Raw genomic sequence first — 18682 nt, 5'->3', positions numbered from 1 at the left:
GATGGAGATTTTTAACACCACAGTCTCTCTTCCCGAAGAAACCGGTTAACTGGTACTGTTCTTCAGACTTGCGATCAAATCACTGAAACGTTCATTTTGCACAACTACATGCCGTCGAAGCAATTCACGTGCAATGTCGTCCTTGCCAGCCAAAATCGCTTCGACAATTCCACCGTGTTCTGCAAAAGATGCTTTCAACCGGTTGCGAACACGTAGCTGGAGACGTCTGTACGGACGCAGACGCCGGTGAAGGGTCATGCATTGGTCAGCAAGAAACTGATTATGGCTTGCTTCGTAGATCGCTCGATGGAAAATTTCATTATCGTAGTAGTAGGCATCCGCATCCTCGCCCTCGACTGACATTTGGCAGGCGTGATGTGCAGCCAGCAAAGCTTCCCGGTCAACATTAGTGTGCCTTCTGGCAGCCTGTGCACCCGCCAGCCCTTCCAGTTCGCTCATGACTTCAAACATTTCAAAAATGCGTTGTGGTTCCGGATCCGCAACTATCGCACTCCGTCTTGGACGTGTCTCGATCAGTCCAGTAGCGCTCAGCTGCAGCAGCGCTTCGCGAATAGGTGTACGTGAGACGCCAAAGCGGGCTGCGAGCTGAACTTCATCAAGCCTCTCTCCCGGTTTGAAAACACCGGTTACGATCCCGTTTTCGATTTCATCGCGGAGCTTATGAAAAGCGTTCTCACTCATTTGCGTTTCCAGATGGCGTTTCGGATCTTGTATACAAAAATATTGACTCTGTGTGCAAGTTTATACAATCCTCCATATCGGGAGATAAAAAATAATCTTGAGGAGGAGAATATGCCAAACCATTTGGGAAAGACGTTCGCGCTTGCCATATTGATCGCAGCATCAGGTATGTCGATGGGCAGCGCCAACGCTCAGACAGTACTGAAAGCATCTCATCAGTTCCCCGGAGGGAAAGGCGATATTCGCGACGAAATGGTGCAGATGATCGCGCGAGACGTTGCCGCAGCCAATGTTGATCTGGAGATACAGGTTTTCCCGGGGTCTTCACTGTATAAACCGAACGACCAGTGGAACGCTGTGACACGCGGGCTTCTCGACATGACGGCCTTTCCTCTGGATTATGCTTCCGGTCGACATGCGGAGTTCTCTGCAACCTTGATGCCAGGACTGGTCGGGAGCCATGACCGAGCACTGCGTCTCAATGACTCCGACTTCATGAAGAGTATCAAAAGTATTATCGAAAACGCCGGGGCAATAGTCATTGCAGATGCATGGCTGTCAGGAGCATTTGCATCCAAAAAAGAGTGTATTACGGCACCGGACACAATCAAGGGCCAGGTAATCCGTGCGGCAGGCCCCGCATTTGAGGAAATGCTGGTTGCAGCCGGGGCTTCAATCTCGTCCATGCCATCGTCTGAAATTTACACCGGAATGCAGACCGGGGTTCTCGATGCCGCCAACACTTCATCAGCAAGCTTCGTTTCCTATCGGCTTTTTGAACAGGCTAAATGCCTGACAGCACCTGGCGAGAATGCACTGTGGTTCATGTACGAGCCTGTACTGATGTCAAAAAAGGTATTCGATCGACTGACAGCCGAACAACAGAAAGCCATCCTTGCCGCAGGGGAGAAGGCCGAGAGCTATTTCAACGGCGAGATACGCAAGGGCGATGAGGCAATGATTTCGGCGTATAAAAAGGCTGGCGTCGAGGTCGTGGAAATGTCGAAGGCAGACTACGATGCCTGGATTAAGGTCGCAAAAGAGTCTGCCTATAAGAACTTCGCCGAAAAGGTGCCTGACGGCGCCAAACTGATTGAACAGGCGCTCGCGGTCGAGTGAGCGGGCTTTCCTGTTCAACTGCCTCTGTTTTGCAAAGGTTTACCATCTAAGGGGTTTGCTATGGTGAAGGTCTATATCAGGGCCGTCGGCAACCTTTCCCGTGCCCTGGCGGCATTGGCGACAGGATTGATGATAATGGCCATGCTGGTTGTCTGTCAGATGATACTGATGCGATATGCGTTTCGACTGCCTACGATCTGGCAAACCGACTTCGTTGTTTTCTCTGCGACCGCCGCAATGTTTCTCGGCGCCCCTTACGTATTAATGAAAGGGGGCCACGTTGGGGTCGACGTAATCGAACTGATTGTAAAGGATCATGTTCGCAACCGATTGCGTCTTGTTGCAAGTTTCATTGGATTGGCCTTTTGCCTGATCATGCTCGCAGCGGGCTGGGTACAGTTTCATGAAGCATGGGCGGGCAACTGGCGCCATTCAAGCGTATGGGCACCACCTTTATGGATACCGCTGAGCGCCCTGCCACTCGGTTTCGGAATGCTGAGTTTGCAGTACACTGCTGAGATTGCCGGACAATTCTCGGGTATCAATACAGTAACTGCATCTGCAGATCCGGTGCATAGCGACGCGCCCCACGCGGAACACACGAGGGAGACTGTGCAATGAGCCCACTTGCCGCTGGTCTGTTGATAATTGCCGTTCTTTTTCTGCTACTGGGTACAGGTATGCCAATTGCCTTTGCGTTGGGAATGGCTGCCGTTGCCGCACTCTTTCTGCAGAATGGTCTGGATATCTTCTATATCCTGGGCGATACAATGTTTTCGGGCATTGCCAATCTTGCCTATGTCTCAATCCCAATGTTCGTCCTGATGGGTGCAGCAGTGGCATCCTCGCCCGCTGGCTCTGACCTGTATACCGCACTCGATCGCTGGCTCAATAAGATACCTGGCGGCCTCGTCCTCTCCAATATCGGCGCTTGCGCTATATTTTCGGGCATGACCGGCTCATCTCCAGCCACCTGCGCGGCAATCGGCAAAATGGGTATTCCCGAAATGCTGAGACGGGGATATCCGGCATCGGTGGCGACTGGCTCGATAGCCGCTGGCGGCACTCTGGGCATCCTTATTCCGCCCTCAGTCACGCTGATTGTCTATGGTATCGCTACCGAAACATCGATTGGCCGGTTGTTCATGGCCGGCGTTATCCCTGGTATCATGCTGACAATCATGTTCATGATCTGGGCTGTTATTGACTGCAAGCGCAAAGGCTATGAGTTCAGTGCCAGAGCCGTCCGTTATACCCTGAAGGAACGGCTGGCCGGCCTGCCGCGAATATTACCTTTTCTGCTGATTATTGCAGGCACGCTCTACGTGCTTTATGGTGGTATAGCAACACCTTCGGAAGCCGCCGGTGCTGGTGCGTTGCTCACACTCGTGGTTGTTGTCATCGCCTATCGACTTTTCCGGCTCCGCCCTGTTGCCAACATATTCGGCTCGGCAATGCGTGAAAGCGTTATGATCATGATGATTATGGCGGCCGCGGAACTGTTCGCCTTTGCGCTCTCTTCTCTTTTTATCACCCAGACAGTTGCAAGCGCCATTGCCGATATGGAAGTGAACCGTTGGGTTTTGATGGCTATCATCAACGCCTTCCTCCTTGTCGCCGGCATGTTTCTTCCACCAGTCGCAGTAATCGTCATGACAGCTCCAATGCTGTTTCCGATCGTCACACAGGCAGGTTTCGACCCTTACTGGTTCGCTATTATCCTGACGATCAATATGGAAGTAGGATTGATTACCCCCCCCATCGGCCTTAATCTGTTCGTCATCAATGCCATCGCGCCCACCATTCCTACGAAAGACATCCTGTGGGGTTCGCTACCCTATGTGCTTGTTATGTTTCTTGCGATCATCCTCCTGTGCTTCTTTCCCGAAATTGCCGTATGGCTGCCGAACCAGATGCTGGGATCGATACAATGAACGGTACATCGTTTTTCAGCGATATGCTCCAGACCATTAGTGAGCGCGGGCGCCGCTTTCTGTCCTTCAGCACGAAAACAGAGACCACGCCTGCCGAAAAACTGCGCGATCTGGAGCGGGCCTGCCAGACCCTGCTGTCGAGCCAGGGCGAAGCATCCGGAATGGCACTCGCGACCACAATTCTGACGCGATGGAAACAGTTTGACTCATCTCAGCAACGGGAGTTCATCGCGCTGCTACTCGAACGTTTCGGGCCTGATCGTGAACGGCTCGCAAAGGCAATCGACGGGTATCAGTCCGACCCGGGAAGCAGGACTTTGCTGGAACTCCACAATGCAGCTGAACCAAGGCGGCAGGAGTTGATCCGCCGGCTTAATCTCGCACCGAACGGAATTGCGACGCTGGTCAGAATGCGTGAGGCAATTCTGAAACTGAAGGCAGATCAGCCCGACTTTGAAGCTGTTGATGCAGACTTCGCTCACCTCTTCAGCTCATGGTTCAATCGCGGTTTTCTCGTCCTGCGCCCGATCAGCTGGTCCACACCCGCCGATATACTGGAAAAAATCATACACTATGAGGCTGTTCATCACATTAGTGGATGGGATGAACTGCGACGCCGTCTCGCGCCGGAAGACAGGCGATGTTTCGCCTTCTTTCATCCGCAACTGGTCGACGATCCACTTATCTTTGTGGAGGTTGCGCTAACCAAAGATGTCCCCTCCAGTATCACCAACGTCTTGCAGGAAGACCGTGCCACAATCCGCGCTGATGAAGCAACTACGGCGGTATTCTACTCCATTTCGAACTGCCAGACCGGATTGCGAGGTATTTCATTTGGCAACTTTCTGATAAAACAGGTTGTGGAAGATCTGCGGCGGGAACTGCCGAAACTGAATACTTTTGTGACACTTTCCCCGGTTCCCGGTTTCGCGAACTGGCTCTCTCAAGAACGCCGTACCGAAGTTTCCGACCTCGTCAGCCCTGATGATCGTAGAACCCTTTGCCTCCTCGATGAACCCGATTGGGCCGAACAGGATGACCACGTCACCGCACTTGAACCGGTATTGGTTACATTGGCAGCCCGGTACTTCCTGAAGTCACGTAACAGACACGGCAAGACGATTGATCCCGTTGCGCGGTTTCATCTTGGAAATGGTGCTCGCCTGGAACGTATCAACTTCCTCGGGGATCGTTCAGCACGGGCAATGAGACAGGCGCACGGACTGATGGTCAACTATCTCTACAAGCTCGATGATATAGAGGCCAATCACGAGGCATATGCCAGCCGTCACGAAGTTGTTGCGACCCAGGCCATCCGCCGACTGGTACCCTCCGCAAAACAGCGCAACCTGGTCACAGTTTCAAAGGAAACAACCCAAGGCGAGCAATCAACACAAAACAAGTCAAGAAAAGACAATCGGGAGACTACCTAATGAGCAATCATCTGTTTGATGCAATTCGCAACTCGATTTCCGCAGATGATGCGCCTTTCATGTTGACGGCCAACGGCAGAGTCTGGAGTTATGGTGATATGCTGCGCCTTTCAGGGCAGCTGGCTGCAAAATTGATCGCACTTGGTGTTGAGGCAGGGGACCGGGTAGCCGTACAGGTTGAGAAAAGCCCCGAAGCGCTGATACTCTATCTTGCCTGTATCCGTGCCGGCGCCGTTTATCTGCCTCTCAACAGTGCATATACGCTGGCCGAACTCGATTACTTCATCGGGGACGCCGAACCACGCCTGGTTGTAGTGGCGCCGGAGAAGGCTGAAGGCGTCAGGTCAATTGCAGCCAATCACACGGCACGCGTCGAGACACTGGACCAGAACGGTCGCGGTTCATTAACCTCTGATCTTGAAGAGAACAGCGCCTTCAAGGATGTTCCCCGTGCGCCGGATGACCTCGCTGCGATCCTTTATACATCCGGCACCACGGGTCGTTCCAAGGGAGCAATGCTCACCCATGACAATCTTTTATCGAATGCTTCGACGCTACGCGACTACTGGCAATTCACCGCTCGTGACCGGCTGATCCATGCCTTGCCGATCTTTCATACGCATGGGCTCTTTGTCGCCTCAAATACGATCCTGCTTGCGGGCGCATCAATGCATTTTATGCAAAAATTCGATGCCGACGAAGCCCTGCAGCTTATGGACGACGCAACATGCCTGATGGGTGTGCCGACTTTTTATGTACGGCTCGTTCAACATGAAGGGCTGACGCGTGAGGCAACAGCGCGGATGCGGCTCTTCATATCCGGGTCAGCGCCGCTGCTGGCCGAGACCCACATACAGTTTCGGCAAAAGACCGGTCATGCGATTCTCGAGCGATACGGCATGACTGAGACAAATATGAGCACTTCCAATCCCTATGATGGCGAGCGCATTGCTGGTACGGTTGGTTTCCCGCTCCCCGGCGTTACCTTGCGGATTACCAATCCCGAAACCGGCGAACTATTGTCAACCGATGAAACCGGAATGATTGAGGTGAAAGGCCCGAATGTTTTCAAAGGCTATTGGCGCATGCCAGAGAAAACGCAGGCAGAGTTTCGCGGCGACGGCTTCTTCATCACTGGCGATCTGGGTAAACTTGATGAACGGGGCTACGTCCATATCGTCGGTCGTGGCAAGGACCTTGTTATATCAGGAGGTTATAATATCTATCCCAAGGAAGTCGAAACGGAGATTGATCAGCTTCAGGGTGTAATAGAGAGCGCTGTTGTCGGCGTACCGCACCCGGAGTTCGGTGAAGGCGTTACCGCTGTTGTCGTACGCAAAGCCGGATCCGAGATTGACGAAGGTGCCATTCTCGCTGGATTGCGAGATCGACTGGCTCGCTACAAACAACCCAAACGCATCGTATTCGTTGACGAGCTGCCGCGTAATACAATGGGCAAAGTACAAAAAAACATTCTGCGTGATATGTACGCTGAAATATACAACAATTAAGAAAGGAAGGCTTTTCCCAGCAAACTGCTTGCAGCCTGTCGGGACAGTTCTTTTGCACTGCTGCCGCTCGCCGATATCAAAAATCAGTGTCTCTGACGGCGAGTGGCAGTCCGCTACTGCCGGGTTTAATGCGAGCAGACGACGGTCTCTGGCCCACCCGGATTTCTTATCGTCTCAGTCACTGTTCGGTTTCCAGGCGCAGATCCCAAGTTGCTCAGTCACGCCGACTTCATCGTTAGCAACAAGCTTGCCGTTCCCATCTCGGCATACAATCGTATATTCGCTGTACCCTGCAAGATCCGCCAGTATCTGATCCCAATGCCGGTACTGGACAGTGTGTCCTTCACCTGCATAGACCTTTGCTTTAACCACATTGGGAAGGGCAGCTTGCCACTGGCGCATCTGATCGACCGGAACAGCAGTATCAGCATCGCCATAATACAGGTACGTCGGAGCAGTGATACGCTTTGAATCGACTACCGCATCTTTTCCACAAACAAGCATATTCTCGTGCGCCAACGCTGCAGGATCTCCAAGCTGGCCGCCAACATAGAATGAACGGGTTGCGTCAGCATAGGCTCGCGTCTGCCAACCAGGAATGGCCTGTACAGGGGAATCTCCGATGGCCCACCACTTCTTTGGATTGTGGGTATCAGCTATCAGACTTTCGCGTGCAGTCTTCTCATCAATATTGCATTTCGGTTCAGAACGCGTCGGCAATGTTCTGGATACGGCCGCTGCAGCGTGTAAAGACAGGACCCTGTCTGGTACTGTTGCGGCCAGGTGAGCAGCGTATGCGCCCCCTCCCGAGATCGCTACAATAGCGAATCTATCGATATCAAGATGATCCAGGACGGTCAGTATTTCTCTTGTATAATCCTGATATCCCAGTTTGGGATCAAAGCTGGACTCTCCGAACCCGTTTCGTTCAACCGAAATGATGCGAATCCCAAACTGTTCTCGCGTGGTTCGAGCGAACTCTGTCAGTTGGAATGCTTCCAGGCTTGTGCCCTGTCCGCCAATAAAAACGACGGCACGATCATCTCGCTTGCCTTCATCTATGAAAAAAAGCTCACGCCCGTTGTCTTGCAGAGTATGAACTTCTGCTCCAACTGGATCAAACGTACTCTGCAGTTGAAGTGCTGTCGGATCTTTGATTGGCTTTTGTCTTTCGCTCCCCTCAGAGAATGCTGAGCTGCTTGTTGCAAGTACGACGGACAGTATCAAAGCTGTCGTGATTCTCGACATGTGAACCCCTCGAATATGATTGCTGCGCAACGATCTTTTCCATGAGTTTTGTTGTGCGCATTACGCCTGCAACGATAAGCGATGGGTAGTGACCATGTTCGACCGAAGGCGAAATCAACTTTGCGATCTGCGCAAGATCACGGCAATTGCGCTAACGGAACGTCAAAGTGGGCACGTTCCGGATCATCTCTCGGTGAAACACGTCACCAGGCACTTCAGGTGAACCAACTCTTCTTCAAAGTACTCTATGTCCGTTACATCTTGCCCTCGGGGAACCTTAACGTCCGTCGTGCCTGTAGCTCAGGGAACCACGCTGTTCCCTTGCTTGCCGCACTAATGCTGTATCGGAGGTGAACCGAACCGAGCCGCCGCTATCGGACTATTTTCTCCACAAAATAACGTGGAATCTGGTCACGTTCCCTTCGACGGTAAAATTCCATGCAGAACCCGACGAACGCCTTGAAGCGACGCGAAACATGTCGACGTCTCGAATAAATGAGATTGATTGCCGTTTCGCGTGAACGCCAATCAGGGAGTACGGGCACAAGAAGATCCCCCTGGCACTCTGTTTCGACAAAAAAACCGGGAAGATATGCAATCCCCTGCCCTGCAACTGCAAAATATTTCAAGGTCCAGTAATCGTTGGCCATCAAACTGGCGGTAGGCAGGATTTCGGTTTCTTCCATACCCTGTCTGGAAAGATACCATGGCTGAAGGCGCGTGGTGTTGCGAAAGATCAATCCGCGATGACGGGTCAGATCGTCCGGTCGCACCGGCATCCCATGCAGGGCGAGGTAATCCGGGCTGGCGTAAAGTCCGTATGAGGCCGTTGCCAAACGACGACTGACATAGTCGACATCGGACGGCTCGCCCCAGTGAAAGATGCCGTCGAGTGCCATCTCGGAAACGTCGGTAAAGGTTTGGCGAGCCGGAAGAAATACAACATCCAGAATGACCTGGGGGTATTTCTTCTGAAACGCGTAAAGTAGCTCCGAAGTGATCGTTGTGCCAAACTCGCCCGTCGAACCAACCCTCAAAGTCCCGGCCACTACCTCATGCATATCAGCCATAGCAGTTGCAGCATCGTCGCAACTCATCTGGATTTTCCTCGCATGGCGCAACAGTTCCGAACCGGCATCGGTCAGGTTCAGGTGATGACCTTCACGTACAAACAGCTCGACACCGAACTGATCCTCCAGTTGACGAATGCGATGGCTAAGCGTGGATTTTGGCAAACGATGGAGACGTGACGCAGCGGATATTGACTTCGCATCTGCGACTTTCACGAAACAATCAATCACCGACAGATCCATTAACATTCCTCATTTCGTTCAGAATATTGGACGATACGTCCGATCATACCTTTAATTCGGCCAGTTGTGCAAACGTCACGGCGCTGGAATACTCCCCCTCAACAAGGGAGGTTAGAATGTCCGACATTCGTGAATTTATCCGCGCTGCGTCCGGCGGCAACACCAAGGCAACCGTCGCCATCAGAGGCGGTCGCCTCGTCAACGTCGTGTCTGAAGAAATCTACCTGGCTGACGTCGCCGTCTATAACGATCGCATTATCGCTGTCGGTGATATCAGTGACTATATTGGACCGGCAACGGATATCATCGACGCGACCGGGAAGTATCTCACGCCTGGTATGATTGACGGACATCTTCATGTCGAATGTTCCAAACTATCACTGACCAGTTTCGCAAAGGCCGTTGTTCCACTCGGCACCACATCCATCGTCACCGGACTCGACCAGATTATTGTGGTTGGTGGCCCCGATGCGGCGCGCGAGTTCCTTGATGAGGTCAAAGGAACGCCACTGAAAGTATTCTGGGGTGCGCCGTGTAAAACACCCTATACCATGCCACGATCGACAGTGGGCCACTATTTTAGCCCGAAAGATCATCGTGACACTCACCATTGGCCTGAATGTGTCGGGATCTGGGAAACTGTGCGCGAATTCATTCAGGAGGAAGATGACGATGTGCTTGAGGCCATACAGATAGGTCAGGCAAGCCGCCTGCCCGTGCTCGGTTGCTGTCCGATGACCCGGGGCGCGCGTCTTAACGGTTATATGCAGTCCGGCGTCCGCGCCGACCATGAAAGCTATACACCTGAGGAAATGCTGGAGAAGTTGCGCTCTGGCATGCACGTAGTCGTACGCGAATCCTCCATTTCTCATTTTCTTTCCAACAATCTGCGCATTGTTACGGAGATGGGCGTAAAAGCATTGCGTCGTATCAGCTTTTGTACCGACGACGTGGTTGCCAGCGACATTCTTGCCCGCGGTCATCTGGATAATATGGTCCGCATGGCAATTGCGATGGGAATCTCGCCAATGACTGCAATTCAGATGGCGACGATCAACGGTGCCGAAGCTCTGCGCATCGATGACAAGGTCGGTTCAATCTCGCCAGGTCGCGCTGCAGATATTCTTATTGTCAACGACTTGCGCGATTTCCACATTGAGGCTGTGGTTGCTAACGGCATACTTGCCGCTCGCGGAGGCCGGATGGCCGTAGAACTTGTGGCGCCGCAGCGCAGTGCCGCGCTTTTGCAGTCAGTCAACGCCAAACCTGTAACAGCTGCGGATATTGTCGTTCCCTTCGATGGGAAGACTTCGTCTGCCGATGTACTGGCAATCGCCGTTACCCCCGAAAAGATCTTCGTTCGTACACGGCGTGACGTTGTACTGCCAGTCGTTGGTGGCAAGGTTCTGGCCGATCCAGTGCGGAACGTGCAGTATGTGACAGTCGTTGAGCGTTACGGCAAGACGCAAAACCGCCCCGTTGCGTTCACCTCCGGATTTAACCTGAAATCCGGAGCCATCGCCAGTTCCACCGCGCCTGATGATAACAACATCATCTGCATCGGAGTAGATCCCGAAGACATGGCGGTCGCCATTAATCACCTCATCGCCAATAACGGAGGCCAGGTTGTGGTCGACAAGGGCAAGGTGATCGAGTTCCTGCATCTTCCGATCGGCGGCATCGTCTCCGATATAGAACCGCACGAAATGGCCGCTGCCGAGATCAGGCTTGATGAAGCGGCACGAAGCCTTGGCTGCGACCTGCCGTGGCCTTTCATGTACATGTTCGTACTGCAGATTACAGCAATCCCTGACTATGCCATTACCGATCTTGGTGTTGTCGATTGCGTGAATCTCAGGATCATTTCGCCGCTGCATCCGGATACTCCTGGAACAGCGGATACGCTGGCGGCGGAGTAGGAGAACCGTCAAGCGGCTCGATGAAGTTCAAAATGGGGAGGAACAAAATGAACTATCAGTCGAAAGTCGCGGGAGAATCCACGATCCGGGCGCAATCCCGGCTCACTGGAACCATCGACCGCCTGTTTGAGGTCACCCGGAGCGGATCAACGATCCGCACGGAAATCATTGCCGCTTTGACAACGTTCCTGGCGGCGTCCTATGTCATCGTGGTTAATCCTGCAATTCTGCAGAACGCTGGGATCCCCTTCTCCGCAGGCGTGAGCGCTACGGTGCTGGTGAGCCTTATCGGCAGTTGCGCCATGGGGCTCTATGCCCGTAGCCCCATTCTCGTCGCGCCGGGGATGGGCATTAACGCCCTTTTTGCCTACACAATGGTAATGGGAGCAAGCGTACCACTGGAAATCGCGCTAGGTTGCGTTTTCTGGGCGGGCGTACTTTTCACTATCCTCGCCATCTTGAATCTGCGTACAGCTGTCATCAACGCGATTCCAAGAGACCTTCGTTACGGAATCGCCTGCGGTATTGGCTTGTTCATTGCACTTATCGGATTTGAGAACGCGAAATTTATCGTGGCAAATCCGGATACGATTGTCGCACTGACGCCGTTTACACCAGTCACGCTGACATTTATCGCCGGATTCATCATTACCGCCGCGCTCGTCGTGCGCCGCGTACCCGGCGCGATGATGGCCGGTATGGTCATTACGACCCTTCTCGCAATCCCGATTGGCCGCTGGTGGGGTGACGGCAGTGCATTTGCTGCCGGCACACCCGACATGCACACACTGGTAAACTGGAGTGGGCTCTTCGCAGCACCCGACTTCAGCTTTGTTGGCAAAATCGATCTTATCGGCGCGCTGCAATTCGCTTATATCCCGTTCATCTTCGTTTTCCTTTTCACCAATTTCGTGGAGGCGTTGTCTACCTTCCTCGGGCTTGCCGAAGCGGCCAATTTGAAGGATGACAATGGAATGCCGCGCAATGTCAGGGAATCCATGCATGTCGACGCTGTTGCGGCTCTGATTTCTGCTCCACTGGGCACCAGCCCGGCAACAGTATATCTGGAATCCGGCGCAGGCATCGCACAGGGCGGGCGCACGGGATTGGTCGCCTTTATTGCAGGCATGCTTTTCTTGCCGTTTCTTTTTCTTTCGCCCTTGCTCTCGCTGGTGCCAGCGATTGCGACTGCACCTGTGCTGATCCTTACCGGCCTGTTTATGTCCGAACCGATGGGACGCATTAACTGGGGGAGTATGGAAGACGCCATTCCGGCATTTCTTGCTATAGTACTCATTCCCCTGACATTCTCGATCACACTCGGCCTGTCGCTTGCCATTATCGGTTTCGTTGTGATGAAGCTTGTTCTCGGAAAACCACAGGAGGTGCGACCGGTAATGTGGTTCGTAGCCGTACTGGCTGCGATGCTGGTTGCACAAGTTCAATGATTCATTTGTCGGCGGCGTGGCGTCACATCGCCAACATATAACAGTTGCATTGGGAAAAAGAGGCGGAAATGTTGCAATCATGGTCTGAAACTGCGCCGTTACTTGTAGACGTCGCGATGGGGCGCAGGCACGCGGATATCGTCGTTCGTAACGGTCGGTGGGTGAATGTCTATTCAGGCGAGATCGTGCCAGATATCGACATCGCGATTGCTGCCGGCCGCTTCGCCTATGTTGGACCGGATGCCAGCCACACTATCGGTGAAGGAACAAGGATCGTGGACGCTGGAGGCCGCTATCTCGTTCCTGGTTTATGCGACGGGCATATGCATGTCGAAAGCGGACTTGTGACGGTGACGGAGTTTGCCCGTGCGGTAATCCCCCATGGTACAACGACCATGTTTGTCGATCCGCATGAAATTGCGAACGTTCTCGGAATGGCAGGCGTAAAGCTGATGAATGATGAGGCGCAAAGCCTGCCCGTAAACATCTTCGTGCAGGTGCCCAGTTGTGTTCCAAGTGCGCCGGGGCTTGAAAATGCTGGGGCGACACTGAGTGCCGAAGACGTAAAAGAAGCCCTCACCTGGCCCAATATAATCGGTCTTGGCGAGATGATGAATTTTCCAGGCGTTGCAGCAAATGATCCAAAGATGGTAGCAGAAATCGCGGCTACGCAAAGGGCCGGGCTGACTGTCGGCGGCCACTATCCCTCTCCCGACCTCGGCCGGACATTTCACGCATATGTGGCAGGAGGGCCTGCAGACGATCACGAGGGTACCACCGTGGACGATGCAATCGCTCGTGTTCGTCAGGGGATGCGTGCCATGCTGCGTCTTGGGTCGGCATGGTTCGACGTCGCTACCCCAGTCAAGGCGATAACCGAGCGCGGCATTGATCCTCGTAATTTTGTGCTTTGCACGGACGATAGTCATTCTGGCACGCTGGTCTACGACGGCCATATGAACCGTGTTGTGCGCCATGCCATTGCCCAGGGTGTCAAACCCGTCACCGCAATCCAGATGGCTACTATCAACACGGCGCAACATTTCGGTGTCGAACGCGAGTTGGGCTCGATTGCCCCTGGACGCCGTGCCGACCTGATCGTAACCTCGGATATCGCCAGTCTGCCAATCGAGATGGTGTTCGCACGCGGTCAGTTGCTTGCTGAAAATGGCATACTGGTCGCTGATATCCCAGCCTACGACTATCCAGAAAGCGCAAAAAATACCGTAAAGCTTGGCAAAGTTCTGGCCGCCACCGACTTCGACATCGCTGCAAACGACGTTGACAAGGTGGATGTACGGGTAGTTGGCGTAGTGGAAAACCAGGCGCCGACCAAAGCCTTGCAGCGCAACCTTCCCGTCAGCGAAGGCATCGTGCAAATGGATCGTACTGCCGATGTCTGTCAGATTGCGCTGGTCGAGCGCCACCGGGCGACAGGAGCCGTGGTTAATGCTTTCGTTTCCGGCTTCGGCTATGATACTGATTGCGCGATGGCATCGACGGTCGCCCACGACAGTCACCACATGATAGTCGTCGGCACCAACAAGGCCGACATGGCGCAGGCAGCCAACCGTCTTCATGAAGTGGGAGGCGGAATCGTGCTCATCGCCGGTGGTTCAGAAATTGCACTTGTCGAACTACCGGTTGCCGGCCTTATGTCGGACGAGCGGGCAGAAGTTGTTGCGGACAAGGCCAAGCGTCTGGTGGAAGGTATGCGTGCATGCGGTTGTACTCTGAATAACGCCTACATGCAGCATTCACTGCTGGCATTAGTGGTAATCCCTGAATTACGCATTTCCGATATCGGGCTGGTCGACGTCACCCGTTTCGAAAGAACCGACGTTATCATTCGGTAGCATAGAATATCCAGGCCGGCGCTCGCGGTTCCGGGCCGCCTCCCTACATTCCATGTTATTGCACTGTATAAATAACCATAAAGCAAAAACAGTGATCAGAATTTCCGATCACTGTTTTTCCTATTTATTAAATGGAAACATATGCCATATCAGAATAATTTTGTTGGTTCTTGTTAGATAGTATCCTTGGCCTTGCAGGCACCACGCGACCAATTCCAGATTGCGCGTTGCATCACATGAGCGAGAAACTTCGTTCTAATCAGCATTTTTCCTGAGATCGCAATGTGAGGTTCTTGACACCACCTGTGCACTCACTAAATCGAAGCGATCATTCAAACTTATTGTTCGATCGCAGGTGATTCAGATGAGCGACCGTTTATTTGACAGTCCTGTTTTTGTTAAAGACGGCAGATACCTCATACAGGAGGTTGCAAGCATCGAAGATGCAATTGATTTTCTTTTTGAATTGCCCGATGAAACCCGCGATATCATCTATGAGGTAGCGTGGAAGACCTGCTGCGATGCACAGAACGGCCTTAAACCGATACATGCCGGACGTGACGCGTTCGAAGGTTTTGCGAGAATACGCAACATGCTCGAAAAACCGGAGACCATAATCCCATGGATGCCGGACAAAAGCTCACGTAGAGCTTGAAACCTAACGTGAGGGTCCCGCCATGCGCTGCAATTCTCTGATTGACGATACTATTCTTGTTGCACTTGTCTGAGTGACATCGCGGCTGTTCCGCGACATCTGGCTAAAACAACAGATCCACCCACCGCAGCCCCGGGGTTCACTCTTAAAACGAAGGGGTCTGGCTTGAGAAGTGGCGCAATGCACCGGAAAAATACAGAAATCACCCGTCAGGCGCAGTGAACAGAAAGAATGGTTGTTATCTCGCTCCTACGCGGAATACCCTTCAGCTTCGCCGTTTGATACAGCTCCGGTACTGGTTAAAAACGGCACTGCGGCGATGCATATCCTGCCGGATACGGGAGCCAGGTTTCGTGACCTGCGAGAATGTTTCAGCTAACCTCTGTTGCATAGGAAAATTACTTCTCATTCAAATACATCGAGTTTCTGTAACGCACTCAAGGACAACATTAAAGCGCCAGCAAATCCTTGTGTTCTGACTTTACTTTTCATTGGCTTCGATTAAGCTTACACAATGGTCAACAATTTTTCATTTATCGTGTTCTCGACCCTTACAAATCTGACCGACGCAATCGCGAGTTCGAAATACGGCATATGCCGTATTTAAATGAAATGGAACTCTGATCATCGTGCGCTCCTTTCCTGGCTACGAACAGCCAGAGTGCGCGGAAACATAAACTGCGGTCAACTTGTCGTCATCTTTGCAAGATGACCCTGTATACGGAATAGACTTCAAGCAAACGTTGCATTTAATGGAGAATGCCTATGCCAAAAGTCGATGGGCGATAGTAGGTGGGATATGAAAACGCCACACATAGAGAACGTGATCCGTCAGCTAAATCTTCGCGAGCCGTTCAGTGCGCGATGTGTTCAGCGGGCAATACCCGGGCTCCGAAAAGAAGAAGTCGCTGCGCATCTTCGCAAACACGCGCTCACGAACGACAGACGACAGCAGCCGGAGTACATCAGGGTATTTCGTGGATGGTACAGGCTAAATCAGGATAAAACCCGGTTGAAATCCGGTTAAGGTCGTCAACTGCAAGAGTTTGTAGATCCATAACCCGCTACCATTGCAGGCACCACATCCGCTGGCGGCTGCAGTATATCTGATGTTATAATCTTGTTAGCAATCCTGCAAAACACCCTGTCTTGCCAATCTGATTAAATGGAAGAGTTCCAACTACTCACGAAGGTCTGAACACGTGGCTAAGCCTGACCTCATTGAAAATATAGCGACCGCCATAGAACAGTGTGGATGGGAGGATGCAGACATACTTCAAATGAACGATCTGATGGCCAAAGCGGCCATGAAAACCGTTTACGACGCTCTGGTTTCTCACGCTCAACATACAAATAACCAGGATGTCATCAAGTGGCTTGCTGCAAGTCCGATCGGGCAGGCAAACACGCAAGAGTAAAAAAGCATCTACAATGCATCTTCTCGTTTCAGCGCCATTTGCGAGACAAGATCAAAAGCGGCAACGCCTCCTGGTGTCCGCAAACGTGTTCGATAAACCTGTTTAAACCGAACTGAAGACTATTTTATTCAACCCCCAATGGAAATAACAGCAGCTTTCATCCTGAACCGTTACTCGACAGCGGTCTGCGACTCTGGTCATATGCCCCAAATGATGGGAGATGCGTCGTAACAGCCAACCAAACCGATATCCGGCGCGTGTAAAATTTGATGATTATGAAACAAACCAATATTTTTGATGAATTTCAGATTTCCCTGCTGGTACGTCAGCATGGTTGGTCGAATCTTTTACTTATCCTGCCAGATTGCACTCATACGACGCTTGTCAGCGACGCTTACTCGAACATCGCCAACGATCTTCTTGCATGCTGTCATTCCGCCATCGAGAACTATCAGCATACCCAACCATTTTATGATGAACCAGGTGGCTCGGTGTGGAAATTAACCCCCGATCCGGTCATGAAACACCTTGTCCGAATAAGAATTTATGATCTTTCCAGCAAGGCTGGCGAGTATTCGGACGCTGACCTGATCACTCCGGCAGTAGATTTTCTGGCCAAGAGAAAACACCTTCTTTTGAACTTAATGATGGAACTGTGGCGGACGAGGCTTCTCTATGCAGATGCCTCCTTTCAAAAAGATAGACAGGAATTTCCTCATCACCGCTTCGAATCTATCTGGAATAAGTGGTCACAAGCGAATATGGGGTGTCCCTTCACGCTACCGAGCCGGTAAGCGCAGATGGAAAACTGATCGTCACCGCCGCCAGCATCAATTCGGTCATACCCATCCGAAGCGTGAATCCTGTCATCGCCTGAATCTGTCCTTATGGTGCGATCATGATGCCCCCATCGACAACGTCGTCGCCACCAGAGGCCGCAATATACACCTCACCGGCAGTTCCAACGATGCGATCATCGTCGCTTGCGCTATAATCCGCGCCACCGCCTCCCCTCCTCTGCACGATAATATTCTGCCGTTTGAATTGTCATTGCCAGACTATACAAATAACAATTCAATATAATTTAAATATTGAAATAATATTCAAATAGTAAAAATGATCACTTTTAACCCTCCCCTTTTGCCACGAGCGATAACGTTCGTTATATAAATTTGAAAACGTTGTTTTTAAAACGGAATTCCACATTCCCCCCTGGTTTCTGATCTAGGCATAACCACGCGTAAGCTCAACTCAATGGCCCCTTTTCATTTCAAGCAGATAAAACCTGTGATCGCCTATGCGTTGACCTGACAATTCCTGTCCCGATAATTCCAGCCGGCGAGGGGCTGTAAAAAACTGAAGGGACCATTTATGACCCGCAAACTTTGCCTTTTCGCGACCATTGGAATAACTGCTGCGTTACTGAGCGCTTGCAATCAGACAGGTTCGCAGACTTCGCAATCTCCAATGGCCACGGAAATGCCACCACCATCGGGCACAGCAACACCGACTCCTGCACCTATTCAACCACCTGTACAATAAATTCCGCGCTTCTGATGCAAACCTCATCGCTCTTTTTCGATGGGGTTTCATTTACGAGCCACAACTTCGACCATTACTGCCGATGCCGGACGCGGTGCGATATCTGATTGCCTGACGCTCCCAAATTGCAGTCACGTATCTTGTCGCGCCGCTAATGATAAGTGAATGAACGACCGAGTGTCTGCCCGGATTTTGCCGCATGACAGGCAGCTCATGTCCCATCGGATATTGATGGGAGAAGAAAAATGTCAATTGGTCGAAAAATCGGCGCCGTCGGCCTTTCCGCCGGATTAGCGGTTTCACTTAGCTTGCTGCCAGTACTGACCGACACGAATCACGCCGATACTGCTTACGCCAAGGGAGAAGGCGGTGGTAACGGTGGCGGAAATGGCGGGGGCCATGGTGGCGGTCACGGCAGTGGCAATGGAGGGAACAAAGGTGGCAATTCCAGCCACTCTGGCATGCGAGATTCCCACCGATCGTCTGCTGCCAGATCAAGCCATCATAGAGCAGACCCAATAACGAAGTCTGGCGTTACCAGGGCCAGAGCGTAACGAAAGACAAGAACACGCTTGGTCCGCTGA

General features: G+C 52.2%; 16 protein-coding genes. 11 read left to right on the top strand and 5 right to left on the bottom strand.

Annotated elements, in window-relative coordinates; all coding sequences use genetic code 11:
- Positions 1-45: 45 nt before the first annotated feature.
- The gene (locus tag AAE521_RS07130) at positions 46-702 is read right to left on the bottom strand and encodes a GntR family transcriptional regulator (RefSeq protein ID WP_342060870.1); all 657 of its coding nucleotides are present in this window, start codon (positions 700-702) and stop codon (positions 46-48) included.
- Positions 703-870: 168 nt separating this feature from the next.
- Here AAE521_RS07130 and AAE521_RS07125 point away from each other — a divergent pair, with 168 nt between their 5' ends.
- The 5 genes from AAE521_RS07125 to AAE521_RS07105 are packed head-to-tail and all read left to right on the top strand — an operon-like array spanning position 871 to position 6699.
- Positions 871-1821, top strand: coding sequence for a TRAP transporter substrate-binding protein (locus AAE521_RS07125; RefSeq protein ID WP_342060942.1), 951 nt, complete (start codon positions 871-873; stop codon positions 1819-1821).
- A 60-nt stretch (positions 1822-1881) separates the two neighbouring features.
- Positions 1882-2442 carry a TRAP transporter small permease subunit gene (locus AAE521_RS07120; RefSeq protein WP_342060869.1) on the top strand — a complete coding sequence of 187 codons (561 nt, stop codon included), beginning with the start codon at positions 1882-1884 and terminating at the stop codon, positions 2440-2442.
- Positions 2439-3755 carry a TRAP transporter large permease gene (locus AAE521_RS07115; RefSeq protein WP_071632295.1) on the top strand — a complete coding sequence of 439 codons (1317 nt, stop codon included), beginning with the start codon at positions 2439-2441 and terminating at the stop codon, positions 3753-3755. Before AAE521_RS07120 ends, AAE521_RS07115 begins: the two co-directional genes overlap by 4 nt.
- Positions 3752-5188 carry a malonyl-CoA decarboxylase gene (locus AAE521_RS07110; RefSeq protein ID WP_342060868.1) on the top strand — a complete coding sequence of 479 codons (1437 nt, stop codon included), beginning with the start codon at positions 3752-3754 and terminating at the stop codon, positions 5186-5188. Before AAE521_RS07115 ends, AAE521_RS07110 begins: the two co-directional genes overlap by 4 nt.
- A complete protein-coding gene (locus AAE521_RS07105) occupies positions 5188-6699 on the top strand; it encodes a malonate--CoA ligase (protein ID WP_342060867.1) in 1512 nt (503 codons plus the stop codon). The genes AAE521_RS07110 and AAE521_RS07105 overlap by 1 nt, the downstream gene beginning before the upstream one ends.
- A 174-nt stretch (positions 6700-6873) precedes the next feature.
- Here the strand turns inward: AAE521_RS07105 and AAE521_RS07100 are convergent, their stop codons facing one another.
- Positions 6874-7947 carry an alpha/beta fold hydrolase gene (locus AAE521_RS07100; protein WP_342060866.1) on the bottom strand — a complete coding sequence of 358 codons (1074 nt, stop codon included), beginning with the start codon at positions 7945-7947 and terminating at the stop codon, positions 6874-6876.
- 371 nt (positions 7948-8318) lie between these two features.
- Positions 8319-9260, bottom strand: a complete 942-nt coding sequence (locus tag AAE521_RS07095) for a LysR substrate-binding domain-containing protein (RefSeq protein ID WP_342060865.1) — start codon at positions 9258-9260, stop codon at positions 8319-8321.
- A gap of 116 nt (positions 9261-9376) precedes the next feature.
- On the opposite strand from AAE521_RS07095, the gene AAE521_RS07090 reads away from it, so the two are divergent.
- The 6 genes from AAE521_RS07090 to AAE521_RS07065 all read left to right on the top strand — a co-directional run bounded on the left by AAE521_RS07090 (position 9377) and on the right by AAE521_RS07065 (position 17350).
- Positions 9377-11179 (top strand): adenine deaminase, encoded by a 1803-nt coding sequence (locus AAE521_RS07090; RefSeq protein ID WP_342060864.1) that lies wholly within the window; start codon positions 9377-9379, stop codon positions 11177-11179.
- A gap of 47 nt (positions 11180-11226) precedes the next feature.
- On the top strand, positions 11227-12627 hold the full coding sequence (locus tag AAE521_RS07085; protein ID WP_342060863.1) for an NCS2 family permease: 1401 nt from the start codon (positions 11227-11229) through the stop codon (positions 12625-12627).
- 68 nt (positions 12628-12695) lie between these two features.
- Positions 12696-14483 (top strand): adenine deaminase, encoded by a 1788-nt coding sequence (ade, locus tag AAE521_RS07080; protein ID WP_342060862.1) that lies wholly within the window; start codon positions 12696-12698, stop codon positions 14481-14483.
- A gap of 364 nt (positions 14484-14847) precedes the next feature.
- Positions 14848-15138, top strand: coding sequence for a DUF982 domain-containing protein (locus AAE521_RS07075; RefSeq protein WP_342060861.1), 291 nt, complete (start codon positions 14848-14850; stop codon positions 15136-15138).
- A gap of 1202 nt (positions 15139-16340) precedes the next feature.
- Positions 16341-16556, top strand: coding sequence for a hypothetical protein (locus tag AAE521_RS07070; protein WP_342060860.1), 216 nt, complete (start codon positions 16341-16343; stop codon positions 16554-16556).
- A 275-nt stretch (positions 16557-16831) separates the two neighbouring features.
- Entirely contained in the window at positions 16832-17350 is a 519-nt protein-coding gene (locus AAE521_RS07065) for a hypothetical protein (protein WP_342060859.1), read from the top strand.
- Here the strand turns inward: AAE521_RS07065 and AAE521_RS26740 are convergent.
- Together AAE521_RS26740 and AAE521_RS07060 are read right to left on the bottom strand one after the other, a co-directional pair.
- Positions 17275-17445: a hypothetical protein gene (locus AAE521_RS26740; RefSeq protein ID WP_374864492.1), complete on the bottom strand. Its 171-nt coding sequence runs from the start codon at positions 17443-17445 to the stop codon at positions 17275-17277. The two genes, AAE521_RS07065 and AAE521_RS26740, sit on opposite strands and share 76 nt — an antisense overlap.
- Positions 17442-17579: a hypothetical protein gene (locus AAE521_RS07060; RefSeq protein ID WP_342060858.1), complete on the bottom strand. Its 138-nt coding sequence runs from the start codon at positions 17577-17579 to the stop codon at positions 17442-17444. The genes AAE521_RS26740 and AAE521_RS07060 overlap by 4 nt, the downstream gene beginning before the upstream one ends.
- Positions 17580-18682 lie beyond the last annotated feature (1103 nt).

This window comes from Brucella cytisi, assembly GCF_038433355.1.
Classification (GTDB): Bacteria; Pseudomonadota; Alphaproteobacteria; order Rhizobiales; family Rhizobiaceae; genus Brucella; species Brucella cytisi.
This window is presented reverse-complemented; position numbering and strand designations above follow the sequence as displayed.